General features: G+C 42.5%; 26 protein-coding genes. 8 read left to right on the top strand and 18 right to left on the bottom strand.

All coding sequences use genetic code 11. The features are described from left to right. Positions 1-156: 156 nt before the first annotated feature. The 3 genes from AB4Z08_RS00340 to AB4Z08_RS00350 all read right to left on the bottom strand — a co-directional run bounded on the left by AB4Z08_RS00340 (position 157) and on the right by AB4Z08_RS00350 (position 2,461). The gene (locus tag AB4Z08_RS00340) at positions 157-588 is read right to left on the bottom strand and encodes a hemerythrin domain-containing protein (RefSeq protein WP_441571772.1); all 432 of its coding nucleotides are present in this window, start codon (positions 586-588) and stop codon (positions 157-159) included. Positions 589-597: 9 nt separating this feature from the next. Next, a complete protein-coding gene (locus AB4Z08_RS00345) occupies positions 598-1,920 on the bottom strand; it encodes a prolipoprotein diacylglyceryl transferase (protein ID WP_441571773.1) in 1,323 nt (440 codons plus the stop codon). Between the two features lie 127 nt (positions 1,921-2,047). Continuing rightward, positions 2,048-2,461, bottom strand: coding sequence for a BrxA/BrxB family bacilliredoxin (locus AB4Z08_RS00350; protein ID WP_133811681.1), 414 nt, complete (start codon positions 2,459-2,461; stop codon positions 2,048-2,050). A 237-nt stretch (positions 2,462-2,698) separates the two neighbouring features. On the opposite strand from AB4Z08_RS00350, the gene AB4Z08_RS00355 reads away from it, so the two are divergent. Continuing rightward, positions 2,699-3,151 (top strand): Hsp20/alpha crystallin family protein, encoded by a 453-nt coding sequence (locus AB4Z08_RS00355; protein ID WP_441571774.1) that lies wholly within the window; start codon positions 2,699-2,701, stop codon positions 3,149-3,151. Between the two features lie 328 nt (positions 3,152-3,479). Then, complete coding sequence (locus AB4Z08_RS00360) at positions 3,480-4,313, top strand: hypothetical protein (protein WP_441571775.1); 834 nt, start codon at positions 3,480-3,482, stop codon at positions 4,311-4,313. 377 nt (positions 4,314-4,690) lie between these two features. On the opposite strand, the gene AB4Z08_RS00365 is transcribed toward AB4Z08_RS00360, so the two are convergent. Both AB4Z08_RS00365 and AB4Z08_RS00370 read right to left on the bottom strand, forming a co-directional pair. Beyond that, on the bottom strand, positions 4,691-6,091 hold the full coding sequence (locus AB4Z08_RS00365) for an arginine decarboxylase (RefSeq protein ID WP_441571776.1): 1,401 nt from the start codon (positions 6,089-6,091) through the stop codon (positions 4,691-4,693). A 261-nt stretch (positions 6,092-6,352) separates the two neighbouring features. Continuing rightward, the gene (locus AB4Z08_RS00370; protein ID WP_441571777.1) at positions 6,353-6,982 is read right to left on the bottom strand and encodes a WbqC family protein; all 630 of its coding nucleotides are present in this window, start codon (positions 6,980-6,982) and stop codon (positions 6,353-6,355) included. Positions 6,983-7,397: 415 nt separating this feature from the next. On the opposite strand from AB4Z08_RS00370, the gene AB4Z08_RS00375 reads away from it, so the two are divergent. Further along, complete coding sequence (locus AB4Z08_RS00375; protein WP_441571778.1) at positions 7,398-7,853, top strand: LEA type 2 family protein; 456 nt, start codon at positions 7,398-7,400, stop codon at positions 7,851-7,853. Here AB4Z08_RS00375 and AB4Z08_RS00380 read toward each other — a convergent pair. From AB4Z08_RS00380 to pyrE, 3 genes are all read right to left on the bottom strand, one after another. Further along, complete coding sequence (locus tag AB4Z08_RS00380; RefSeq protein ID WP_441571779.1) at positions 7,839-8,264, bottom strand: hypothetical protein; 426 nt, start codon at positions 8,262-8,264, stop codon at positions 7,839-7,841. The two genes, AB4Z08_RS00375 and AB4Z08_RS00380, sit on opposite strands and share 15 nt — an antisense overlap. 208 nt (positions 8,265-8,472) lie before the next feature. Beyond that, on the bottom strand, positions 8,473-8,850 hold the full coding sequence (locus AB4Z08_RS00385) for a heavy-metal-associated domain-containing protein (RefSeq protein WP_441571780.1): 378 nt from the start codon (positions 8,848-8,850) through the stop codon (positions 8,473-8,475). A 52-nt stretch (positions 8,851-8,902) separates the two neighbouring features. Continuing rightward, positions 8,903-9,538, bottom strand: coding sequence for an orotate phosphoribosyltransferase (gene pyrE, locus AB4Z08_RS00390; RefSeq protein WP_441571781.1), 636 nt, complete (start codon positions 9,536-9,538; stop codon positions 8,903-8,905). A gap of 187 nt (positions 9,539-9,725) precedes the next feature. Between pyrE and AB4Z08_RS00395 the strand changes: the two genes are divergently transcribed. Then, positions 9,726-10,346 carry an NUDIX hydrolase gene (locus AB4Z08_RS00395; protein ID WP_441571782.1) on the top strand — a complete coding sequence of 207 codons (621 nt, stop codon included), beginning with the start codon at positions 9,726-9,728 and terminating at the stop codon, positions 10,344-10,346. Positions 10,347-10,438: 92 nt separating this feature from the next. On the opposite strand, the gene AB4Z08_RS00400 is transcribed toward AB4Z08_RS00395, so the two are convergent. Genes AB4Z08_RS00400 through AB4Z08_RS00415 form a run of 4 tightly spaced genes read right to left on the bottom strand, consistent with a single transcriptional unit; the run spans position 10,439 to position 12,797 of the window. Continuing rightward, on the bottom strand, positions 10,439-10,870 hold the full coding sequence (locus AB4Z08_RS00400) for a hotdog fold thioesterase (protein WP_441571783.1): 432 nt from the start codon (positions 10,868-10,870) through the stop codon (positions 10,439-10,441). An 18-nt stretch (positions 10,871-10,888) separates the two neighbouring features. Then, positions 10,889-11,365, bottom strand: coding sequence for a pantetheine-phosphate adenylyltransferase (coaD, locus tag AB4Z08_RS00405; protein WP_441571784.1), 477 nt, complete (start codon positions 11,363-11,365; stop codon positions 10,889-10,891). A gap of 17 nt (positions 11,366-11,382) precedes the next feature. Continuing rightward, complete coding sequence (locus tag AB4Z08_RS00410; RefSeq protein ID WP_441571785.1) at positions 11,383-11,937, bottom strand: RsmD family RNA methyltransferase; 555 nt, start codon at positions 11,935-11,937, stop codon at positions 11,383-11,385. Next, on the bottom strand, positions 11,928-12,797 hold the full coding sequence (locus AB4Z08_RS00415; protein ID WP_441571786.1) for a DUF3822 family protein: 870 nt from the start codon (positions 12,795-12,797) through the stop codon (positions 11,928-11,930). The genes AB4Z08_RS00410 and AB4Z08_RS00415 overlap by 10 nt, the downstream gene beginning before the upstream one ends. A 140-nt stretch (positions 12,798-12,937) precedes the next feature. On the opposite strand from AB4Z08_RS00415, the gene AB4Z08_RS00420 reads away from it, so the two are divergent. Beyond that, entirely contained in the window at positions 12,938-14,269 is a 1,332-nt protein-coding gene (locus tag AB4Z08_RS00420; RefSeq protein ID WP_441571787.1) for an MATE family efflux transporter, read from the top strand. 102 nt (positions 14,270-14,371) lie between these two features. Here the strand turns inward: AB4Z08_RS00420 and AB4Z08_RS00425 are convergent, their stop codons facing one another. The 5 genes from AB4Z08_RS00425 to AB4Z08_RS00445 form a co-directional block, all read right to left on the bottom strand. Next, entirely contained in the window at positions 14,372-15,127 is a 756-nt protein-coding gene (locus tag AB4Z08_RS00425) for a hypothetical protein (protein WP_441571788.1), read from the bottom strand. Between the two features lie 102 nt (positions 15,128-15,229). Next, positions 15,230-15,580, bottom strand: a complete 351-nt coding sequence (locus tag AB4Z08_RS00430; RefSeq protein WP_441571789.1) for a dihydroneopterin aldolase — start codon at positions 15,578-15,580, stop codon at positions 15,230-15,232. 104 nt (positions 15,581-15,684) lie between these two features. After that, entirely contained in the window at positions 15,685-16,635 is a 951-nt protein-coding gene (gene trxB, locus AB4Z08_RS00435) for a thioredoxin-disulfide reductase (RefSeq protein ID WP_441571790.1), read from the bottom strand. A gap of 18 nt (positions 16,636-16,653) precedes the next feature. Further along, complete coding sequence (locus AB4Z08_RS00440; protein WP_441571791.1) at positions 16,654-17,532, bottom strand: DUF4249 domain-containing protein; 879 nt, start codon at positions 17,530-17,532, stop codon at positions 16,654-16,656. 158 nt (positions 17,533-17,690) lie between these two features. Continuing rightward, the gene (locus AB4Z08_RS00445; protein WP_012793808.1) at positions 17,691-18,548 is read right to left on the bottom strand and encodes a sigma-70 family RNA polymerase sigma factor; all 858 of its coding nucleotides are present in this window, start codon (positions 18,546-18,548) and stop codon (positions 17,691-17,693) included. A gap of 328 nt (positions 18,549-18,876) precedes the next feature. Here AB4Z08_RS00445 and AB4Z08_RS00450 point away from each other — a divergent pair, with 328 nt between their 5' ends. Continuing rightward, positions 18,877-19,893, top strand: a complete 1,017-nt coding sequence (locus AB4Z08_RS00450) for a threonine aldolase family protein (RefSeq protein ID WP_441571792.1) — start codon at positions 18,877-18,879, stop codon at positions 19,891-19,893. A 59-nt stretch (positions 19,894-19,952) separates the two neighbouring features. On the opposite strand, the gene AB4Z08_RS00455 is transcribed toward AB4Z08_RS00450, so the two are convergent. After that, positions 19,953-20,129: a hypothetical protein gene (locus tag AB4Z08_RS00455; RefSeq protein WP_441571793.1), complete on the bottom strand. Its 177-nt coding sequence runs from the start codon at positions 20,127-20,129 to the stop codon at positions 19,953-19,955. Positions 20,130-20,218: 89 nt separating this feature from the next. Here AB4Z08_RS00455 and AB4Z08_RS00460 point away from each other — a divergent pair, with 89 nt between their 5' ends. Continuing rightward, positions 20,219-22,870 carry a valine--tRNA ligase gene (locus AB4Z08_RS00460; protein ID WP_441571794.1) on the top strand — a complete coding sequence of 884 codons (2,652 nt, stop codon included), beginning with the start codon at positions 20,219-20,221 and terminating at the stop codon, positions 22,868-22,870. A 59-nt stretch (positions 22,871-22,929) separates the two neighbouring features. Then, positions 22,930-23,406, top strand: coding sequence for a hypothetical protein (locus AB4Z08_RS00465; RefSeq protein WP_441571795.1), 477 nt, complete (start codon positions 22,930-22,932; stop codon positions 23,404-23,406). Position 23,407: the final 1 nt, after the last annotated feature.

Genomic DNA, 23,407 nt, shown 5'->3' on the forward strand with positions numbered 1-23,407 from the left:
TAGCCACAGGTTATTTATCAGCTCAACAAACAAGGATAAACCAGTAAAAGGTTACGATTAATAGTCAGATTAAAAATACAAATAGATAGTGCTACTATAACTCTGCTGAAAAATTAGTTTTAAAATTGAATCTGTACAATAGCACGTTAAATACATTTATTGGTTTTCCAGTTGCAGACCGGCCAGGAGATCCGGTAATTCCTGCTGCAGGAGTTCAAAAAACTCCCTTTCCTCTTTACGGATATGTGTTTCAAGGGCGTTCGCCAGTATGTCCATAGAAGTATCCAGGTCTGTGCTATCGGTGAGGGTACTGTACATCCGGGAAATAACCAGGTGCTCTTCCTGTAATTCCCTTATCATAGCGTCAATAGCAGTATTTTTACCAGCGCATTTCTCGAAGAGGTATTCTTCTTTCTGGATATGTGGTACCATCAGTTCCTGGAATACCTTTACTATATATTCAAATCTGGCCTGTGTTTCCAAAGGAAAGCCTTCGTACGGGGCTGCATCTTTTTTCAGGTAGCGGCATACAAATAAAAGGCGCTTGTGCTCATGCGACAAAGGAACTAAAGAAGGGTGACGTTGCATATAATAATATCAGGAAAGCTTATTTGTGGCAGTATTATTTTTACGGTAAATGACAATCAATATAATACCACCAATCACCAGGAGTGTAGATATAATTTCCGCCTGGGTGGGATGAAAGCCGAAGATGTCGTAACGGGTATCTACCCTTATCTTCTCTATAAAAAATCTTTCTACACCATTTAATACAAGGTATATACCAAATATTACTCCTGGTATTTTTATCTTTTTTCGAATGCCCCAGAGCACAAAAAACAGTGCCAGGCATACAATGATCTCATATAACGGTGTAGGATATACGGCAATTGGTAATACTTTGCAATAGGGCCCATCACAACCAGCTATCTGCACACCTTCTTTAATAACGTTGTGCGGATAACCGTAGGCGAAAAGCCAGTCGGGCATAAAGCCCAGTGCAGCTGGTTTTTCAAAGGCAGCATGTGGTATATTTTCAACGATGACTTGTTGCTGCTGAACTAACCCGGCTTGTTGATGAAAGAACCCGACATTTTTCTGTACTGCGTCCGTAAAGTTGGCTGGTGCCATTTTCACAGTATGCCCGGTATTAGTGTCGATTGTATAGGCACTGTTATAGATTCCCCAGTCGCCGTCTCCTGAAAAATGACAACCCATTCTGCCAATGGCGTAAGCCAGCATCAGTGCAGGAGCCGCACTATCTATCAATGCACGGATATTAAATTGCTTTTTGCGGGCATAACTGATAATCACAATGGCTGCCACGATCAGGCCTCCGTAAAAGGTTAGTCCGCTGAAAGATAAGAGGGCGCCAATCGGGTCCTGTACAAAGTCGTTCCAGTTTTCCAGATTATGGAAAATTTTGGCGCCGAGTAAACCAGCGATAGCCGCCATTACGATAATGTCGGGTACCCGATGATGGGGCATCACCATCACGGTTTGTTCTACTGGTTTGGACAATGCCTGTTTCTTCTTTGAATAATATTTATACCCCGCCATAGCAGCAGCTACCAGGATACCGGCAATCAGGCTGCCCTGACTGGAAAATACAAATGATTGCAAATCAGGGGAAGCGGTGTCCCATTGAAAAAATATACCCAATATCTTATATCCGATGATAAATCCTACCACCGCATTACCAATAATTTCCCCCTGGGTAGCAGGAAGTCCTACGACTACTTTCTCAGGAATACCTTTCAGCAATCCCTGTTGTTCATAGCGTTTCAGCTCACGCGTCAGGATATAGGCGCCGGCCAGGAAGGCCATGGCCACAAAAAAGCCAAACGTCTGTAAAATTTTAAAAACCGGAATCTCTAAGCCAAGCAGATCTCTGAACGCGTAATATAAATTAGGATACATAGCCGTAAAAAAATTGGTGATCTGAACTTTCCTATGAACAAAGCCGAATTTAATCAAAAGGAAAATCAAACCACCAAAGTACGATGCAATTTCGAATTTCTAAATTGGTTTTTAGAAATGTGAATATTTAGCAATATTGTTCAAAAGCGTCGGCCAGATTTGCAGCAATCATTTGCGCAGAACGACCTTCAATCATATGACGCTCAATAAAGTGCACCAATTCACCATTTTTAAATAACGCAATCGCTGGAGAAGAAGGTGGGTAAGGCATCAGATGAGTACGGATTTGTCTTACTGCTTCTTCGTCAAAACCTGCAAAGCTCGTCGTCAGCCTGTCTGGTTTCTTTTCGCTGTGTGCTACCGCCATCAGTACGCCCGGACGTGCAGTACCTGCAGAACAACCACATACTGAGTTGATTACTACCAGGGTAGTTCCGTCCTGCTTCAGTGTTTCGTCAACGCTATCTGCTGTCAGCAACTCCTGGAAACCATTATCTGTTAACTCCGCCTTTCTTGGCATTACTAATTCCGCTGGATACATATGTTATAGTTTTTTCTGTTTATATTTTTTACAAAGTTAATTATATGAACCCAGAAAGTAAAAAAATGGATGAACAATTAGACTTTTTGACATAATAACTACAATACAAATGACACAATGTCATAATCTGTAACCTTTTTACTAACAAAATAGCAGTTTTTACGGCATGGTATCCCATTTGATCTGTACCGGATATCAAACAAAAATTGATTTCACACTAAAAAATTTATAGAAACTATGACACACATTAAATTTAACCACAGCCCCCTTCCTAAATCATTTGGTGGAATTGTTGAAGACATTCTCAATGGAGGATTAAACAAATACGTGAAAGATGATTTTCTGACCAACGATTATTTTACCACACATCCTCCGGTAAACATCGTTGAAACACCAGAAGCCTTCTTACTGGACGTAGTAGCACCAGGTTTCTCCAAAGAAGATTTTAAGATCAGCGCCGATGAAAAAGCGATCACTATCAGTGCGGAAAAGAAAGCTGAAACTAAAAACGAAAGCGACAAACAAGTACGTCGTGAGTTTAGCTTCAAATCTTTCAAACGTTCATTTACCATCAGCGAATTGGTAGATGCCGGCAAGATCAACGCAAAATATGATAGCGGTGTACTGAAAGTAACTCTTGGCAAAAAGGAAAACAAACAGGATGCCCCGAAAGAAATAGTAGTGGAATAAAATAGCTATTAGCCATTAGCTTTTAGCTTTTAGGGAAATGCAGCGAAGAYCATCATATATCATATGGTGGTCTTTGCTGTTTTTTTTATCAAAATACAACAAATGCAATCTGCGCTGCATTTCCCTAAAAGCTAAAAGCTAACAGCTATCATTAACAGCTATCATACGGTAGTCTTTCCTGTTTTTTTTATCAAAATACAACAAATGCAATCTGCGCTGCATTTCCCTAAAAGCTAATGGCTAAAAGCTAACAGCTGGTAAAATTCCCACGAACGTTGAATCTGCCATAGTTTATTATACGATAATTTGCTTTCCTAAGCACGCAACAATGGCAAAGCTCTTCCGGCAAGGCTGGTTATCTATAAAAAATATATACCTCAACACAGAGAAAGCAGTGATTGGGAAGGTTATCCTTCATACGGAAAACACATACGAACAGGCAAAGATCAAACTCATTTTTGACTACGCTTTCTTCTATATCGTTTTGCTGATGAGTCTTCTTTTCATCAATATGCTCAGCCAGAACGTAGTGAACATGTTGCTCATCCCGCTGATGATCACCATCCTGATGGCTTGCCTTCTGATGCTGAGAAAAAGAGTCAGCGCCCGAAAAGTAGGTCTGTTAACTTCTTTCACCACCTTATGTATTCCCATCATTTCATCTTTCTTCAATAACCAGGACCTTAGTCCCAAATACACGCTGATATGGGTCATGAGCATATTACTCTGTTATATCACCGTTAATCTGAAGACTGCGCTTATCTGGAGTCTGACCCTCTGCGGATACCTGGTAGCCATTGCCTATGTGAAACTCAACAACATAGGTGTGTATGTAAGTCCGGGGTATTCTTCTGCCTTCCAATACTTCGCCAATCCTTTTATTGTTGGCATGTACCTGTTGTTCCTGATAAGGGCACTCGGACAATATTACCGCAACATTATATCCATGGAGCAAAAGAGAACCGCAGAGAAACAACAACAGCACTTATCGCTGATTAATCAGCACCTCACCAAACAATTTCTCCTCGTAAAAGGCTTTTCCCGCTCTGGTAAATCTGCTTTTTTAAAGGGGGAACTGGAATTGCTGGAAGTATGTTTTACGGAAATAGAGAAGCAATGCGGTACCGCTATTGACTATCTGAATGATTCTAAGGAAGGATAGACCTACACATCTGTGTTATACAACAAAGCCACCATATTAATACTATTTATATTATATGGATAAGTAAATATTACCATTTGCACCATTTTTGGACATAATGATAATATATTGTTGCTAATACAAGTATTTCTATTAAAATAAGATTAGAAAAAATTACAACTTTCGGGGCTTATCGATGGCTGCGGATAAGTATATCTTTACAATCTCAATATTCATCTCCTATTTTCCTTATGCCCGATGAATATCATCTAACCTATGCCATGATAGGGCTTTCAGTAAAATGAAAGCCTTTTTTTATCATACTGAAAGAAAAAATGAAAAAAAATAAGCCCCCCGAATAATCGGGGGGCTTTCAGTAGGATTACTAACCCATTTTTTTAATAACCCAAAATCTTTAACATGCTCTGGGAAGTCTGCTCTTTCGCATACAACCAATCTTTCAGCTGACCGTTTTTGTCGTATCCTACAATCACATGCTTAGGCGAAGGTATGAGGCAGTGCTTAATACCACCATACCCGCTGAGCTGATCCTGATACGCACCTGTATGGAAAAATCCTATATACAGTGGCTCACCGGATGCTTGTTGCTTAGGCAGAAACACAGCATTAATATGTTCTTCAGATGTATAAAAATCGTATCCATCACAGGTAAGTCCACCGAGATGTACCTCCTGGTATTCCTGGTCCCATTTATTGATAGGTAACATCAGGAACTTTTCACCAATGCCCCATGTATCAGGTAAAGTAGTAATGAAAGAGCTATCGATCATATACCAGGACTCCCTGTCATTCTGCATTTTTTCACCAATCACACTGTAAATTACAGCACCGCTTTCCCCTACAGTAAAGGAACCAAACTCTGTGTAAATGTTAGGTACAGGTACCTTATTCTTTTTACACATGCTTTTGATGTTGGCAACAATTTCGTTTACGATGTAATTATAGTCGTAATCAAAACCTAAAGAGTGTTTAATCGGGAAACCGCCACCTACGTTAATGCTATCCAGCTCAGGACAGATCTTCTTCAGCTGGCAATAAAGGTTTATTACGCGGTTAAACTGGCTCCAGTAGTAAATGTCATCCTTTATACCCTTGTTCATAAAGAAGTGAAGCATTTTCAGCTCAAACTTCTCATTCCCTTTAATTTTATCTACGTAATACTCCAGGATATCACGGGGAGGTATACCAAGACGGGAAGTATAGAAATCGAAGCTTGGCTCCTCTTCTGCTGCTACGCGCAGTCCCAGCTTCACCTTATCCTTGCTTCTGATGTTCCGTTTATAGTCTTCCAGTTCCTCTTTATTGTCAAGTACCGGTATTACATTCTTAAAACCACTATTAATCAGTCGTGCAATAGACCTTGTATAAGACTTGGTCTTAAAACCGTTACAGATGACGTAGGTTTCTTTATTTATCTTCTTTCGCTCATATAACTTATTGACGATGTCAATATCATAAGCAAAGGAAGTTTCAATATGCACACCATGCTTCAGCGTTTCTTCCATAATAAAGGAAAAATGCGAGCTTTTAGTACAATAGCAATAGAAATACTCTCCTTCGTACCTGTTCTTCTTGATAGCATCCTGGAACATTTTCTTGGCCTTGTTGATTTGCATCCCGATTTTAGGCAGGTAGGTCAACTTAAAGGGCGTTCCATACTTGTCAATCAAAGCCTTAATGTCCAAACCATTAAACTCCAGGTAGTTGTCTTTTACTTCAAAGCCCTCCTGGGGAAATTCAAAGGTTTGTTTAACGAGGTCTGTGTAGGTGTTGTTCATTTAGTACTGCAAATGAATTTTAGGAATTAGTAATAGAAAAAAATAACAGGATAACAATCCTTTTTTCCCTCACTGGGAAACTCCTGGTTTACACACCTACGTCAGTTCGAACCCCAGCAAAATAGGTTGCAAATCTAAATATTTTGTTGATTGCCACCTCAATTTTTTTCGGGAGGTATTCATTAAAAAAGTACAATTACCCGGGCAAATATACAAACAATTACAAACCAGGCAGTTAAATAATATTATTCAATATTTTATTTATCCCTGTTTCAGTACTTCCATTGCCTGTTTTCCCTCGCAAAAAAGCAAGTCCAGGATACTAAGGCCGGGAATGAAGCCGGTACGCTCCTGAAATACCTGGGTATACTCTGGCTCTGCCTCCTGCACTACGGCTCCCGGTAAAATACTTTCCCGGGCATCTGTTACACTACTGACTTCCTTCTGATAGCTCTCCGTAAAGATCACTGGCATATTAATGCCGAGCTTGCTGTTCACCCATTCGAAGCAGGCGATGTTCCAGTCAAGCAAAAAATCGAATGGCTTTTCAAACAGTTCCTGCAGGTCCGCTTCATAATATTCGAACCAGGGAGAACGCCGATAAGCAGACACGAGCGTTTTCCAATGCAGCCCCTGCCATTTCTCCTCATTGCTGATCCGTACATCCTTCATAACAGTCCGTTGATTTTTTCCTCTCGCCAAAGGCACACTTAAAATCATACGGCCATTCGGCCCGGCAACATAACAACGGTTCCTGTAACTGAGCTTTTGATAGTGCTCATATTTCTCTATCTTTAATATGTCGTGTTTTACTAAAGTTTTATATGCATCAATTGGTGGAAAATACTGAGATTCAATCAGTAATACCTTCTCTCCTGCATTCTCTGTCATAATGTCAAAATTTTATAGTCATATGTAGGAAAATGGTTCTCCTCACCTGACAATCACTTATACGTAAATACTTAACAATTAACTTTAAGTAAATGATTAACAATTCATAGGATTATTAATCATATGCTAAATTAATTAGCATACCATTACTTTCGTCAAAAGTTACCAAAATGCAAAAATACTAAAGAAATTAGTCGCTTTTTTGTTCATTTTTAGCGAACAGAGGAGGAAATACGAAGATAATCTATTTTTCTAAAGAACTATTTTATTTATATGTGTTTTATGCTTCATTCTTTAATCCACCTCCCCTGAGATAAAAATCCCTCCGTTAAAAGTTTCCCAATTCAGATTCTCTTTTTTGATAACTAAAACCTTTGCAGTAGGTTTGACATAAATTAAAATACCTGGTCAGCCGATGAAAATTTTCCGATTGTTAGTGGCAGTTTTTGTGATTTGGGGAGTAGCAAGCTCTTGCGAAAAAACGAAAGATATTCAGTTTGTGAGAGTAGCTGGTATCGATTTGGATGAGATCGGTATGAGCAAAAGTATCGTACGGATGACCCTGGCATATTACAATCCGAATAATTTTCGCCTGCAATTAAAGGATGCCAATTTTGACCTGTTTTTTGATGATACCGAAGTCGGCCATTCCATGCAGGATACCACTATTTCTATTCCAGCCAGAGATACTTTTTACTTCCCGGTAAAACTGGAAGTAAATATGGCGAACGTATTTAAAAATGCATTGAGCGCTTTTGCCAATAAAGAAGTGACCATAAAAGCAACGGGCAATTGTAAAGTAGGTAAAGCTGGCATTTTTCTGCCCTTCCCTATTAAATGCGAAACCAAACAAGCCTTAAATTTCTTCTGATCCAGTATCTTCCAATAAGGACATTATTTCCAAAATGTGACTGCTTTCTGCTATATTTCTAAGCGGAGACAACCTTAATCCATGTCGTAGATGGTTGAGGTCGTCCAACAAATTTCCTGTCAATAAATGATGTTGCTTTGCCATCCACCAGGCAAGGGCAGTTTTAAGTGCGGATGCTTTTACGCGAAAAGTATGTGGACTATACCTTCCAGGGTGCAGATGAATATAATTGTCTTTATTTGCAGCCAACCGCAATATCCACTTCGAAGTATCGGATAATGTCAGTGTCCCATAATCATTTGTTTGTGCCAGGAACCCTTCATAGTCAGCACGGCTGCGCACTCCCGCCATCTCTAATTGGCTTCTTACTTCATTGAAAATAGCTGTAGTGGGAAGATCACCGGCATACATATCCATTTGCGAGCCACCGAGGGCCAGCAGGTGAAAATTGATGTCAGATGGATCTAAAAGAGAAAGCGTTTGCTGAAGTGCAGCGAGATGATGTTTCAGCGGGTTGAACAGGATGGGAATGGTGGTAACTTTAAAGGTTTAAAAATAGCCTTTAGCTGCCGTTCTTCCGGATTTACCGGCGAACCAACCGCTAAAGGCTATTGTTATATTAGTTCTTCTTCTCTTTTGCCATGCCGCCGCCATCTTCCGGCTTCTTGCAGCAGGTAGGCAGTTTCGCGTAAGACTCAGGATTGGCAGTAATATTATCTGCGTCATATCCTGCATTGGCGATACCAGTCTTAATATTCTCAATATTGGTACGATCTGTCCAGTATTTAACAGTAGTGATATGTTTTTTGAAATCAACTTTCACAGACTGCACACCTTCTTCGTGTGACATATATCTTTCAATACGATTCTTGCAGGATTCACACTGCACTGTGGGCGTGCTGATCTTAGCTGTTTCAATCGACTTCTGTTTCTGCTGGGCCATAGCCATACCTACACTGGCTACCAGGAACAACATTACTAATTTTAGGATGCGCATAGTTGTAATATTAATACCCGAATATACAAAAAATGTGATATACAATTATGAACTACCTGCCCCACTGATCAGGAGCACTTCTCCAGGCTTGTAAAGTGGATATTTCGTCTGCAGAAACAATCCCTTTTTCCTCTGCCAGCGCAATCATAGCGCCATAGTTGCTTAGAGAATGAAAAGGAACACCTGCTACTTCAAAAGCTTTCACTGCCACATCGAAACCGTAGTTAAAGATAGACACCATACCTATTACTTCACCACCAGCTGCACGAATGGCCTGTACGGCTTCCAGGCTGCTCTTGCCGGTAGAAATCAGATCTTCTATCACAACTACCGACTGACCCGGTTGTAAAACACCTTCGATCTGGTTACCCATGCCATGTTCTTTAGGCTTGGATCTCACATAAATAAAAGGCAGTTTCAACTGATCAGCTACCAGTGCACCATGCGGAATACCTGCTGTAGCTACTCCTGCAATCACTGCTGCATCCGGAAAAGTTTCAAATACCAGGTTGCACAACTCAGATTTAATATAGTCGCGCACGTAGGGAAAAGATAAAATTTTCCTGTTATCGCAATATATCGGCGATTTCCAGCCGGAAGCCCATGTAAAGGGCTGTGCAGGACTTAATTTTACGGCCTGCACCTGCAGTAATTTTTCTGCAACTTGTTTTTCGCTAACTTTACTCATACAATCGCCAAAAGTAGTTTATTTCTACTATTTTACTAGTAAACTAGTAATTGAGTAAACTAGTAAAACGGCAAAATAGCTACCAGAAAGGAGTTTCCCCACCCGGAATATTTTATGTCCATATTACCAATTCAAATTTCCACGCTCTTTTTTATCTACTTATTCTGATCCTCGTTACATTTGCGGCATGCAAGCAACTATCACTATCTATCTCAACGAGCGGCCACTCTTATTGAGTGCAGATACAACCAATATTCCGGCTCAATTTCCAAAAGCGAAAGTGTACGATAACCCGGATCCTATCAAGATGGAAAGCGTATTGCAGAAGCTGGAAGATGGAAAAAAGGAAGCAGCGGTTTTTATTGCACCAGATGTAAAACAACTCTTTAAAAAAGTATCCCTTCACTTCACCACACTCGTAGCTGCCGGTGGCTTAATTACCAACCCTGCCGGAGAGGTACTGATGATGTTCCGCAGAGGTAAATGGGACCTGCCAAAGGGTAAACAGGATCCGGGAGAAGACCTGGAAACCTGCGCACTGCGCGAGGTAGCTGAAGAGACAGGTCTACATACCGTTTCACTGGAAAATAAGATTACGGAAACGTATCATTATTACCCAATGAAAAATAAAAAGGTCCTGAAACATACCCATTGGTACCGCATGTTATTTACAGGCACCGAGTTAACTGTACCACAAATAGAAGAAGATATACAGGATCTGGAATGGGTTAAACCGGAAAACGTAGACAAGTATCTGAAGTTTTCCTACGAAAATATCAGGGAAGTATTCAGGGCTTCTAATCTATAGCGAGTTATCAGCTGGTTATTTGCTGTAATAATTATCGCATTAAATAACCAGCTGCTCATTGCCTGTTATGAAGCTATCGGCGCTGCTGACCTTTATCGTTTCGCCAGAATCGCTACTGTAAGCCGGCTTACACATACCAGCTTATGCTGATCATCTGTAATACGGATATCCCAAACATGACTGTTGGCTCCGATATGCAAAGGGCGGGCGCAGGCATGTACATAGCCACTTCTCACACCTCTTACATGATTGGCATTAATTTCCATTCCAACACAAATCTGTTTTTCCGGATCAATAATTAATCCCGATGCCATGCTGCCTACAGTTTCCGCCAGTGCTGCAGAAGCACCACCATGCAGTAAACCATATGGTTGTACTGTCCTGTGATCAACCGGCATCATCATTTTAAGATAATCCGGCCCTATTTCAGTGAACTCCATCCCCAGGCAGGTAGCCATCGTTGTTTCCCCCATTTCATTCAGCTGGTCCAGTGAGATTTTGGTGTTATGCCAGATCGTTTTCATATCAATTACTTTAAAAAATTATTGCTTAACGCGCTTAATACCTTCCAGTACGGCTTTAGGAAGAAAAGGTGATACATCTCCCCCATAACGATAAAGATCTCTTACCAGGGTAGAAGCGATGCTTGAATACTGCGGCACGGTCGTTAAAAAAATAGTTTCAATTTCCGGCGCCACCGTGCGGTTTACATCGGCAATCGCCTTTTCGTACTCAAAATCACTTACATAACGAATGCCCCTCAGAATGAAACGGGCATCCAGTTTCTTACAAAAGTCAATCGTGAGCCCGGAGTAAGAAGCGACTTCTACCCGGGGATCATCTTTATAAATTTCCCGGATCCAGGCCATCCGCTCTTCCAGTGCAAACATAGGCGTTTTGCTACTGTTTACACCAATGCCAATCACCAGGCGATCAAACAAATCAAGCCCACGGTTAATTACATCCGTATGCCCCAGGGTAATGGGATCGAATGTACCTGGGAATAAACAAATCCTCATGATTTATAAATTATTTGTCAGCGTTTTAATGCTTCCCGGTTAATAAAAATAGAGAAAACCGTAGCACCATAATTTCTTTCAGAACGATAATAAGAATAGTCCTGGAACTTCTTGTGTTGTGTGTGCTCTACTATCAGCCAGCCTTCCGGATTCAGGAGTTCTTTCTCAAATACCAGTAATGGCAGCTGGTCCAGTGTTTCCATCATATAAGGAGGGTCGGCAAAGATCAGGTCAAATTTTTCTGTACACTGCTGCAGGTACTTAAAAACGTCCATTTTTACCGTTTTCAGGGTAGAAATCCCTAAACTCAGGGCTGTTTTACTGATAAAAGCAGCCATTGCGGGATCTTTCTCCACTACAGTTATATCTGTTGCGCCTCTGGAAGCCAGCTCGTAGCTGATGCTTCCGGTACCTCCAAAAATATCAAGTGTTTTTAAAGACGGAATATCAAGGTTGTTCTCAATGATATTAAACAACCCTCCCTTTGCTAAATCTGTAGTAGGGCGGGTATGCGGCATTTTTGCAGGTGGTTGTATTTTTCGTCCTCCACTAGCTCCTCCGATTATACGCATAACGCTAACGCATATAAATTATGAAAATAATAACCCGGTATTTCCTGCATTTTAGTAATGTAGCTGAAACCCGGTAATCGTTGCATCCATTCCAGGTGTGGAATGAATTTGTACATTTCCTGGTATACGCCCGCATCTGTAACTACGGCTCCTCCCAGCTTTACCTTTACCAACTGTTCATTCAGACCCAGCTGACGCAGGATATTCACTACATTATATACTACATCCAGTCCTGTCTGGTAGTCGGACTCCTGTTGTATCAGGAGTTTACCACCAGCATATACCGTCACCGTAAAGGTGTGTTGTTCCACTTCTACAAAGGCCACCCCTGTTGATACATTGAAATCCAGGTCCATCGGATAGGATTGCAACAGGGCTGAATTGGCATGTATCACCAGGTCTGTTGAAAACTCTTTCCGCAAAAATCCAAGCAGATCCTTATCCACGCTGTAAATATTTACCATGGGTAATCCCGGCATCAAATCCGACAGGATGGCTTCCTGGACCTTTTCGGGCATAGCCAGGTGCAGGTAATCCTTTTTCATGGATGGCATATAATACAGATGAGGCACCAATACGCCATTGCCTGTATTAAAGGCCAGCAGTATTGATTTAAAGGCGGTAAACAGCAGTTTGTCTGTATCAAACACGTTCTCTATCATTTCCAGATCAGCCAGGGCCATCTTCCGGGGAGTAAAATGATAGGACTTCAATGCCAGAAATTTCTTAGCAACCGGATCATACACTACATAACTAAATGTTCCGCTTCCTACCAGTACTAATAGATAACAGGCAGTGAGGTCAGTTTCCAGCAGGGTTTCATCGTCTACTGTAAATGCAGGATGGATGTTATAAGCCACGGGCATATTTTACCTTTCAAATGAATTACAATAATAATCTTTTTAGTTAATTGGTGAGGGCGTTTTGTTGTTTTATATGGGGCAGATGATCAACATATAGCTATATCTTTGTTTTTACACCCTCAATCAGCAAAAGATTCATGCAACTGGAAGTTACCACGCGGCAGATTATTAAAATAGCTGGCCCCATATGCCTGGCACTCATTATCCCGCAGATCAATCACATCACCAATACTGCATTCCTGGGCCGCCTGGGGGAGTTTGAACTGGCAGCCAATGGCATTGCCGGGATCTACTACCTGGTCATGTACATGATTGCCTATGGCCTTAACAATGGGATGCAGGTGTTGATTGCCCGCAGAGCCGGGCAAGGCCAGTATGCAGGCATCGGGCAACTTTTTTCCAATGGGATACAGGTAGGTGTTTTCTTCTCTCTATTAGCTATTTTACTAACCCTCCTGGCTGCGCCCTGGTTCTTTTCCAAAAGTTTGCATGACCACCATATATATGAAGCAGCAGTTTCGTTTATACGTATCCGTATCTGGGGGCTTCCTTTTCTGATGGCGCTGAACATGGCCAATGCATTTTATATTGGCAGCGGACATTCTAAAGTATTGGCTGTTACATCGCTTTTCCAGGAGATGGTAAACATATTCTTTGATTACACCCTCATTTTTGGTAAGCTGGGCTTCGTGGCAATGGGGTTGAATGGTGCTGCTACCGCTTCGGTGATAGCAGAAGTGACGGGGTGCGGTGTGGCTTTCAGTATTTTGTTTATCCGGCGTTACCACCTGGAATACAGTTTGTTCAGCTATCTACGGTTGAACTGGAGCATTGTTAAGAACATCCTGAATGTATCGGCTCCATTGATTGTGCAGTTTCTTTTCAGCATAGGCAGCTGGTTTGTTTTCTTCATATTTATAGAACATCTGGGGGAAAGGCCACTGGCTGTATCCAATATGCTCCGTAGTATTTTCGGGTTCTTCGGCATATTTACCTGGGCGCTGGCCGCCGCCTGTAATACCATGGTGAGTAATATTATTGGTCAGGGCCGGCCGGAGCTGGTATTTACCATTATCCGGAAAATTGTGGTAATTAGTCTGGGCTGTGCTGCTACGGTGTGCATACTCGTTAATCTGTTTCCCTACACTTTACTCCATATTTATACCAACAATGCCGACCTGATTACAGCCTCCATTCCTTCTATACGTATCATTACACTGAGTACTATTTTAATGGCAGTGGCAGCAGTGGTGATGAGTGGTGTGATAGGTACCGGCAATACACGTATGAACCTGATAACAGAAATCGCAGCAGTGATAGGCTACCTGCTCTATTGTGATATTGTTATTGAAAGAATGCGCAGTGAGCTGCAATGGGCCTGGGGAGCAGATTTCATTTACTGGACCATCATTTTCGGGATGAGTTACTGGTATCTCCGCAGCGGTAAATGGAAAGGAAAAGAGATATAGTGTCAAAAGCTTTTAGCCGTTAGCTTTTAGCTTTTAGATAATGTTATGTTAATCAATCGCTGCATTTCCTAAAAGCTAAAAGCTAACCGCTAAAAGCTATTTCTACTGTAGATCATCCAGCATTTTCTTGCAATCTGCTTTGGTACTGGCATCATCATAAACGATATTACGGAGTGTTAATGCTTTTTTGAGTATTTCAATTGCTTTTTCCTGCTGATCATTTTCTTTATAGGCGCGGGCGAGTTCATAATAGTTGAGCAGGAAAGCCGGATCCAGTTGCCGGCATTTCTCATAATTGTTGATAGCGTTTTGGAGAGAGCCGTCGGGTAAGCCACCGAAGAGCATTTTGGCGGCGCCTCTTTCAAAAGCATTCAGATTAGCCACTTCAAAATTCCATTTGCCTAGCACGTGATAAGCCTGTGCCAGGGAAGGATTGAATTTAATGGCCAGTTCTGCATATTTCTTTACATCTTTAGAAGCAGCGACTTTATCTTTTGCGCCCGAGATCAGTGCCATGCGGCCCATGGCGATGGCCATAGACAGATTAGCATCCGGGCTGTTTGGATTCACTTTCAGGGCTTGCTGTGCATAGCTTTTAGCCTGATTGAAGTAGTTGATCTTTTCATCTTTGGTCTTTTGCCGGTTACCTATGCGTGCGCATAACTGGCTGGCCTGATTCAGGGCATCCAATTCGGCAGGTTGTATTTTCAGGATGTCTTTGTCTTTCTCGAATGCTTCGTTCTCTTTCATTTGTCTTTCCAGCTGCCTGGCTTCTTCCACCATTTCACTGACACTCTGCGCCTTTGCAAACAAGGCTGCAGATAACAAAAAGCAAACTGCCATGATCCGTTTCAACATAGGACAGGTTTTACAGCGTGAAAATTTGTTGATTAACTAGTGGCTATAAATTTACGAAAATTACAAATGAGATACATCATTCCTATTCCAAAAAACGGGGACTCAGTAATCTTTCTCCAGGGAAACAAGTGAGTTGCGGATAGCAGCGCCCATAGGTGGGTTCATTTTACGGAGACTAACAATGCTGTGTTGGATATCGGGATATCGTTGCTTCAGTGCATCGGATAATTCATATACCACTTCTTCCAATAAGGGCCGGGGTATTGCCATGACCGTTTTAGCGACTTCATAAATGCCCTGATAATTCACGGTTTCAGACAAATCGTCTACCGGCACGGTACCGGGTATACGAACGGCTACATCCAGTATGAAGTGATTACCAATAATCGTTTCTTCCGGGTATAAGCCGTGATAGGCATAGAAAGTAGCCTGTTCGAGGGCAATAGTAAGCATAAAAGAGAAATTACGAATTACGAAATTACGAATTACAAATTTGTGGGGACCTACTTAAAGTTGTTTTCCCGCAAATTCGTAATTCGTAAATCGTAATTGTTCTATTATTGGTGGTGTTCTTTTGCTGATAAGTATCTTTCTGCGTCCAGGGCAGCCATACATCCGCTACCGGCAGCAGTTACCGCCTGACGGTAAATTTTATCCTGTACGTCACCGCAGGCAAATACGCCTTCTATCGTGGTACGGCTGGAGCCGGGTACAGTTACGATATAATCCTGTTCATCCAGTTCCAGGTAATCTTTGAAGATGCTGGAATTAGGCTGATGCCCGATAGCTACGAAAAATGCGCTTACCGGTACATCTTTCTTTTCCTGTGTTTTATTGTTCAGTATCCGGATGCCTTCTACTTTCTTATCTCCCAATACTTCATCAGTTTCTGAGTTCCAGTAAACGATGATATTGGATGTTTTCAGTACACGGTCCTGCATTACTTTGGAAGCGCGCATTTCATGACGGCGTACCAGCATATGCACGGTACTGCACATTTTAGAGAGGTAGAGTGCTTCTTCAGCGGCGGTATCACCGGCGCCTACAATCGCAACTTCCTTACCACGGAAAAAGAATCCATCGCACACGGCGCAGGCAGAAACACCGCTACCGTTCAGACGTTGTTCTGAAGGAAGACCCAGCCATTTGGCGGAAGCACCTGTAGCGATGATGATCGCATCCGCAGTGATTTCCTTCTCTTCATCAATAATAACTTTATAAGGTTGTTTGCTGAAATCCACAGATGTAGCCATTCCGTAACGGATATCAGCCCCCATGCGGGTGGCCTGTTTCTCAAAATCCACCATCATTTCAGGACCTTGAATACCTTCCGGGTAACCAGGATAGTTTTCAACTTCTGTGGTGATGGTTAATTGTCCGCCGGGTTGAATACCCTGATATAATACTGGTTTAAGGTTGGCTCTTGCGGCATAAATAGCAGCGGTGTAACCGGCAGGTCCGGAACCGATGATCAGTAAATGCACATGCTCTTGTTGCTTGTTTTCCATACTTTTTTTGCTGTATAATTACTTGCTAATAATAATCGTTTTATAGGTTACTGTGTAACCTCCCCAGTAGCCTAATGCGCCGGGTACATTTCCTAGTATTTTTGTAGGTGATGAGAATGGATTGCCATTACTGTTGTATGCAAAATCGACTGTTCGCCAGAAATCCCAGGTTGCTTTGTCTATATTACAAAACTTCATGGTTACTGTATCTCCCAGGTTGAAGAAGGCATATGTTGCCAGATCCAGCCTTTCATTCTTATTAACGCCTGCGTCCACAGGAATTTCAAATGTTGTGCCGTTCACCAGCTGATCATTTACAATGGAGGTCAGTCCGGGTAAAAACGGCTCGTTATTACGGCTGGTAAAGTAACGGCCATAGTTACCAAATATGGGCGAATCTGTTACCCGCACCCATAAGCGGGCCATTGAACTATCATTATCCAGCTTCACCAGCGACCACCAGATCGAGTCCAGTTTCAGTCCTGGTGTTGGTATGGTTGTCACGGACTTATATGCCTTATTGTCAGCATTAATATTCAGGGTGTAAGTACCTGCCACTTTTCCAGTAAAGTTATTGGCTGGCTGGCTGACATCCGGTATATATGCAAAGAGCTTCATTCCTCCGGTATCTATCGATTGTTCGACCAGATTCATGGTTTTAGTACCATCAGTAACTGTTACCACTGCGTTATGTACAAAGGAGTTCTGTAAAGTGGCCTGATCTATTGCGGCAAAATAATTCAGGCTGTGTGTAAGTATCACTATGGGATAATTACCATTCTCGAACCGGCCTTCCACCACCAGTTGCGGCTCCTTCCCTGGCAGGTTCACAGAGATATCTTTTTCGCAGGCGGAAAAGATCAGTGTGACCAATATAAGAAAGAGCGTATTGCGCATAATATGCAAAAATAAGGGGTGTGAGCTAAATAAAAACACCGGCCATGTATTTACAAGGCCGGTGTTCTTATAGAATAAAGAGGATTAGTAGATTTATTCAATTGGTTATTTTGTTATTTACCTATTTAAATATCAAAATAGTCAACGGAGTAAAAGGATTATCCCAGGTAAGATTTCAATGCGCCACTATAGCGGGCTTTCTGGAGCCTTTTGATAGCACGTTCTTTAATCTGCCTGATTCTTTCTTTAGTCAGATCATATTTCTGACCGATTTGTTCGATTGTTGCGCCGTTTTCACCATCCAGACCAAAATAAGCATTCACAATTTCAGCTTCGCGTGGACTCAGGGATTTCAGGACCCTACGTATTTCCTCGCGGAGTGAATCTCTCATAACGTCATCATCAGTAATATCTCCACCTTCCAGCAAATCGCCCATTGCTACGTCTTCTGCCTCGTGCACGGGTGCATCCAATGACATGTGGCGGGTATTGCTTTGGAAAATATTGTTTATTTCTGATTCAGACATCTCCAGGATTTCTGCGAGTTCCTCGGTAGAAGGCTCACGCTCGTTTTCCTGCTCAAATGCCATGTAAGCTTTGTTAGCTTTATTATAGGTGCCAATTTTGTTTTGCGGAAGACGAACAAGACGACCCTGTTCTGCTAACGCCTGCAGTATGGATTGGCGAATCCACCAAACTGCATAAGAAATGAATTTGAAACCTTTTGTTTCATCGAAACGTTGTGCCGCCTTGATCAAGCCAAGATTACCCTCGTTAATAAGGTCACTGAGGCTAAGCCCCTGGTGCTGATACTGCTTTGCAACAGAAACAACGAAACGTAAGTTTCCTGTAGTCAATCTTTCAAGAGCCTTTTGATCGCCCATTTTAATGCGTTGCGCCAAAACGGTCTCCTCCTCGGGTGTTAACAAAGGGATCTTCGAGATTTCCTGCAGGTACTTTTCTACCGCCTGCGAATCACGATTGGTGATCTGGGTGGCAATTTTAAGTTGCCTCATATGAAAAATTGTATTGGTTTATAAATAAAATAACAGCGAAAGAAATTTTTTGTTCGAATTTTTAAAATTATTAACTTACAAAGTTTCCCGCGCTTTATCCTTTTGATTCAAAATAAGTCTGCAAAGATCGTGCTAACCAATCACTCTACCAAATCCTTCTTATATTTACCAGCCATATAACAAAGTACAGTTTTATAACGGAATTTTATAGTGCTTTAGTCCCTGTACTGCCATGGTTTATACAAATTTTAACAATTGATAAAGAATCATATTTAAATTAACATCTTAACTAATTTAATTGTTAAGCCGTTGCAAAATTTTCAATAAAATGATTGACTTTAGAAGCGACACTTTTACACGTCCCGGTCCTGGCATGTTACAGGCCATGCTACAGGCAGAAACCGGTGATGACGTTTTCGGTGAAGATCCCAGTATCAACAAATTGGAAGCCATGATGGCAGCTTATTTTGGCAAAGAGGCAGCCTTGTACTGCCCTTCCGGCACAATGAGTAACCAGATTGCCATTAAAGTACATACGTTGCCAGGGGATGAAGTGGTTTGCAGTAATCTTGCTCACGTATATATTTATGAAGGCGGCGGCATCGCATTCAATTCAGGCGCACAGGTACATGCCCTTATCGGCGACCGGGGCATGATCCGCGCTGCACAGGTAGAAGCAGCCATCAATCCGGATGATGTACATAAAGCACGTACCAGTCTCGTATGTATTGAAAATACTTCCAACCGTGGTGGCGGATGCTGCTACGATTGGGAAGAAATGGTAAAAATCGGCGACGTATGTAAAGAACACGGACTCGCACTGCACCTCGACGGCGCCCGCCTCTTCAACGCACTGGTAGCCACCGGCCAGGATCCAACCTCCTACGGACAACTATTTGACAGCATCTCCGTTTGCCTTAATAAAGGAATGGGCTGTCCCATGGGTTCTGTATTAGTTGGCAGTGAAGCCTTTATCAAATCTGCCAGACGTATCCGCAAAAAACTGGGTGGTGGCCTCCGGCAGGCTGGCTTTATGGCAGCCACCGGCATTTACGCCATGGAAAACAATATAGCACGACTGGCAGAAGATCATCAGCATGCCAAGCAACTTGCACAGGCTTTGCTGGAAAAATCTTTCGTAGGTCATATGCTGCCGGTAGAAACCAATATCGTCATCTTTGAAGTAAAGAACGACTGGACACCGCAACACTTTGCTGACTATCTGAAAAGAGAAGGCATCCTTGTAATGGCTATCTCTCCCACACAGGTAAGAATAGTAACACACCTGGATGTAACCCCGGAGATGATTAATACTACCTGCGAAGTGATTGCTGCAATGGCATAACTACAGATATTCCAAATATACGATCAGGGCTGTCCCCACCTGATCGTATATCTTTCACGCTAATCTTTCAGGTTGTAATATTTGGCGACCGCCTGATAATCACTCAGATCAACACCGCTGCCCGCCCTTGCAGCGGCAGTTCTCCAAAATAATACGGCATACCGCTGCCAGGTAGTATAAAATCGCTGCCGGCTAGAAATACTTATTATCTGGTATATTTCACGGGATAATCGCATGCTGTAACGGTATGATTACTATTATTGTCCTTTAAATTTCCATCTCTCCCTAATCTCCGTTATTTTTGCAACCTTATATTATGAATAGCATGGAACTTTCGAAAAATTACCTGCCTGCAACGGTTGAAGAAAAATGGTACCAACAATGGATGGACAAAGGTTATTTCCGCTCTAAGCCGGATGGCCGTCCGCCCTTTACTGTAGTTATTCCCCCTCCCAATGTGACCGGGGTCTTACATCTTGGCCATACCCTCAATGAAACCGTCCAGGACATCCTGGTGCGCCGTGCCCGTATGAGTGGGTTTAACGCCTGCTGGGTACCAGGTTCCGACCACGCTTCCATTGCTACTGAAGCCAAAGTGGTTAATATGCTCAAACAGGAAAAAGGGATTGAAAAATCTCAACTTACCCGCGAAGAGTTCCTCAAATATGCCTTTGAATGGAAAGATAAATACGGTGATATCATCTACCACCAGATAAAGAAACTCGGCTGCAGCTGCGACTGGGACCGGGTTACCTTTACTATGGATGATCACTATTACAAAGCAGTCATCGCTGTTTTTATTGACCTCTACAAAAAAGGCGTGATCTATCGCGGCGCCCGCATGATTAACTGGGATCCCAAAGCCAAAACAGCTTTGAGTGATGAAGAAGTAGAATACAAAGACCTGCAGGGTAAGCTGTACCATGTTAAATATGCGATTACGGATGCTACCGGTACACCAACCGGTGAATTCATCACCATCGCCACCCAGCGCCCCGAAACCATCATGGGTGACACCGCCATTTGCGTAAACCCTGAAGATGAAAGATACGCGCACCTGAAAGGTCATTTCGCTACTGTACCGCTGGTAAACCGCCGCGTTCCTGTAATCTTTGATACTTATGTAGATAAAGAATTTGGTACCGGTGCGCTGAAAGTAACGCCTGCACACGATATCAATGACTATAACCTGGGGCTTAAACATAACCTGGAAATAGTAGACACCCTGAATGATGACGGTACACTCAGTGCTGCCGCTGTTGTATTTGTGGGTGAAGACCGCTTTGTTGCCCGTAAAAAAGTAGTCGCTGCGCTCGCAGGAGAAGGCTTACTGGAAAAAGAACAGGAATATACTACCCGTCTTGGTTACAGCCAACGTAACCCCGACACCGTAGTTGAACCGCGTATCTCCACCCAGTGGTTTGTGAAAATGGCCGAAATGGCCAAACCGGCGCTGGATGCTGTTGTAAACGGAGATGTGAAAATACATCCCGGCGACCGTTTCCTGGCGACCTACAAATACTGGATGGAAAATGTAAAAGACTGGTGTATTTCCCGCCAACTCTGGTGGGGACAACAAATACCAGCCTGGTATGCACCGGATGGTACTTTTGAAGTAGCTTCCACCGCCGCCGAAGCGGTACAACAGTTTGCTGCACGCAACATCACCATCACCGCCGCTGAACTGACACAGGATGAGGATTGCCTTGATACCTGGTTCAGCTCCTGGTTATGGCCAATGGAAGTATTCAATGGCATCTCCCAGCCAGACAACGAAGACATCAACTACTACTACCCTACTTCCGTACTGGTAACAGGTCAGGATATTATCTTCTTCTGGGTAGCCCGTATGATTATGGCCGGACTGGAATTCAAAGAAGTGAAGCCGTTCAGCGATGTATACTTCACCGGGATGGTACGTGACAAACTGGGACGCAAGATGAGTAAACAGCTGGGGAATTCTCCGGATCTGCTGGAACTCATCCACTCCTTTGGCGCAGATGCAGTACGCTTTGGGATCATGATCTCTTCACCTGCTGGTAACGACCTGCTCTACGATGATTCCAGTTGTGAACAGGGACGTAACTTCTGTAATAAAATATGGAATGCCCTGAAGCTGATAAAAATGTGGGAACAACGTCAGGAAGATGACGGCGCTACCAATGCAGCCGCAGACCAATTTGCCGTGAAATGGTTTGAAAGCAGACTGAATGAAGTACAGGCAGAAGTAGCTGCCTTGCACAAAGATTTCCGTCTCAGCGAAGGGCTCAAAGCTATCTACAGCCTGGTGTGGGATGACTTCTGCAGCTGGTATCTTGAATGGGCCAAACCTGGTTTCGAACAACCAATTCCTGCGTCTGTATACCGTAAAACTGTATATTTCTTTGAACAACTCATGCAGTTGTTACATCCATATATGCCGTTTATTACAGAAGAAATTTATCAGCAGCTGACCGTGCGTGCCGAAGATGATTCATTGATGATCAAACAGTTTATCACACCGGAAGCACCTGTACATGCTACACTACTGGAAGGTTCACTGGCGAAAGAAGTAATCAGCAGCATCCGTGATGCACGTGTCAAAAACCAGATCAAACCTAAAGAACCGGTTGTACTGCATATAGAAACCAGGCATGAAAATGCATTCAAACGAATTGAAAGTACGCTGGCTAAACAGGTAAATGCCTCTGCTGTTCATTATGTGCAGGCACCTGTTGCAGGTTGTATTACAGTAGTGATCCAGAAAGATAAATTCTACCTGGGTACAGAAACTGTACTGGATACTACTGCACAAAAAGCTACATTGCTGAAAGACCTGGAATACCTGAAAGGATTCCTGGTATCTGTTGAAAAGAAGCTCTCCAACGAAGGTTTTGTACAGAAAGCAAAACCAGAAGCGGTAGACGCAGAGCGTCAGAAAAAAGCAGATGCAGAAGCAAAGATTGCAGTAATAGAGGAAAGTTTAAAGACCTTATAATTTTTATGATCGCCCGGTCGTTACTATACCGGGCGATTTTTTTATATCCCCGTACTACCATGCAAAAACACCTGTTACTTAGTTTCCTGTTTGCCGCTGCAGTTTCGCCAGCATTTGCACAGTCTCCTAAAAAGACGGCTGCAAAACCTGCTGTTGTTACCAATAAAAGACCAATGAAATTGCGTAGCAGCTGGGGCATTTACCTGAGTGATACACTGCCAAAAAATGAAGTAATAAAACTACTGGACTCTGCATTAATAGTACGTGACGAAAAAAACATCAAATACCCTGTTCTATCATTTGCCTTTACGTATGAAAGGCATGAACCTTATCTGAACGATACCACCGGCCAACCAGCACTTTATAAAGATTTCACCGGTGATAACTTCAAAGCAGCCGCTCTCTCCCCCGTGTGGAGCAAAGGTTTGAAAGAATCCCTACAAACCGGCGATGTATTATATTTCGATGAGATCATCATCAAATATGCAGAAGAAAAATTCTACAAAGCGCCTTCTCTTAAAATAAGCGTAAAATAAT

It is taken from the genome of Chitinophaga sp. RAB17, from assembly GCF_052114225.1.
Classification (GTDB): domain Bacteria; phylum Bacteroidota; class Bacteroidia; order Chitinophagales; family Chitinophagaceae; genus Chitinophaga.

What these genes read in the sequence shown, in the direction of transcription:
- AB4Z08_RS00440 (WP_441571791.1), bottom strand. Translation starts at nt 17,532, where the DNA reads ATGCGCAATACGCTCTTTCTTATATTGGTCACACTGATCTTTTCCGCC.
- AB4Z08_RS00340 (WP_441571772.1), bottom strand. Translation starts at nt 588, where the DNA reads ATGCAACGTCACCCTTCTTTAGTTCCTTTGTCGCATGAGCACAAGCGC.
- AB4Z08_RS00385 (WP_441571780.1), bottom strand. Translation starts at nt 8,850, where the DNA reads ATGCGCATCCTAAAATTAGTAATGTTGTTCCTGGTAGCCAGTGTAGGT.
- AB4Z08_RS00350 (WP_133811681.1), bottom strand. Translation starts at nt 2,461, where the DNA reads ATGTATCCAGCGGAATTAGTAATGCCAAGAAAGGCGGAGTTAACAGAT.
- AB4Z08_RS00465 (WP_441571795.1), top strand. Translation starts at nt 22,930, where the DNA reads ATGCAAAAACACCTGTTACTTAGTTTCCTGTTTGCCGCTGCAGTTTCG.
- AB4Z08_RS00375 (WP_441571778.1), top strand. Translation starts at nt 7,398, where the DNA reads ATGAAAATTTTCCGATTGTTAGTGGCAGTTTTTGTGATTTGGGGAGTA.
- trxB (WP_441571790.1), bottom strand. Translation starts at nt 16,635, where the DNA reads ATGGAAAACAAGCAACAAGAGCATGTGCATTTACTGATCATCGGTTCC.
- AB4Z08_RS00365 (WP_441571776.1), bottom strand. Translation starts at nt 6,091, where the DNA reads ATGAACAACACCTACACAGACCTCGTTAAACAAACCTTTGAATTTCCC.
- pyrE (WP_441571781.1), bottom strand. Translation starts at nt 9,538, where the DNA reads ATGAGTAAAGTTAGCGAAAAACAAGTTGCAGAAAAATTACTGCAGGTG.
- AB4Z08_RS00370 (WP_441571777.1), bottom strand. Translation starts at nt 6,982, where the DNA reads ATGACAGAGAATGCAGGAGAGAAGGTATTACTGATTGAATCTCAGTAT.
- AB4Z08_RS00400 (WP_441571783.1), bottom strand. Translation starts at nt 10,870, where the DNA reads ATGAAAACGATCTGGCATAACACCAAAATCTCACTGGACCAGCTGAAT.
- AB4Z08_RS00445 (WP_012793808.1), bottom strand. Translation starts at nt 18,548, where the DNA reads ATGAGGCAACTTAAAATTGCCACCCAGATCACCAATCGTGATTCGCAG.
- AB4Z08_RS00395 (WP_441571782.1), top strand. Translation starts at nt 9,726, where the DNA reads ATGCAAGCAACTATCACTATCTATCTCAACGAGCGGCCACTCTTATTG.
- AB4Z08_RS00425 (WP_441571788.1), bottom strand. Translation starts at nt 15,127, where the DNA reads ATGTTGAAACGGATCATGGCAGTTTGCTTTTTGTTATCTGCAGCCTTG.
- AB4Z08_RS00420 (WP_441571787.1), top strand. Translation starts at nt 12,938, where the DNA reads ATGCAACTGGAAGTTACCACGCGGCAGATTATTAAAATAGCTGGCCCC.
- coaD (WP_441571784.1), bottom strand. Translation starts at nt 11,365, where the DNA reads ATGAGGATTTGTTTATTCCCAGGTACATTCGATCCCATTACCCTGGGG.
- AB4Z08_RS00360 (WP_441571775.1), top strand. Translation starts at nt 3,480, where the DNA reads ATGGCAAAGCTCTTCCGGCAAGGCTGGTTATCTATAAAAAATATATAC.
- AB4Z08_RS00410 (WP_441571785.1), bottom strand. Translation starts at nt 11,937, where the DNA reads ATGCGTATAATCGGAGGAGCTAGTGGAGGACGAAAAATACAACCACCT.
- AB4Z08_RS00430 (WP_441571789.1), bottom strand. Translation starts at nt 15,580, where the DNA reads ATGCTTACTATTGCCCTCGAACAGGCTACTTTCTATGCCTATCACGGC.
- AB4Z08_RS00345 (WP_441571773.1), bottom strand. Translation starts at nt 1,920, where the DNA reads ATGTATCCTAATTTATATTACGCGTTCAGAGATCTGCTTGGCTTAGAG.
- AB4Z08_RS00450 (WP_441571792.1), top strand. Translation starts at nt 18,877, where the DNA reads ATGATTGACTTTAGAAGCGACACTTTTACACGTCCCGGTCCTGGCATG.
- AB4Z08_RS00380 (WP_441571779.1), bottom strand. Translation starts at nt 8,264, where the DNA reads ATGTATGCCGGTGATCTTCCCACTACAGCTATTTTCAATGAAGTAAGA.
- AB4Z08_RS00355 (WP_441571774.1), top strand. Translation starts at nt 2,699, where the DNA reads ATGACACACATTAAATTTAACCACAGCCCCCTTCCTAAATCATTTGGT.
- AB4Z08_RS00460 (WP_441571794.1), top strand. Translation starts at nt 20,219, where the DNA reads ATGGAACTTTCGAAAAATTACCTGCCTGCAACGGTTGAAGAAAAATGG.
- AB4Z08_RS00455 (WP_441571793.1), bottom strand. Translation starts at nt 20,129, where the DNA reads ATGCGATTATCCCGTGAAATATACCAGATAATAAGTATTTCTAGCCGG.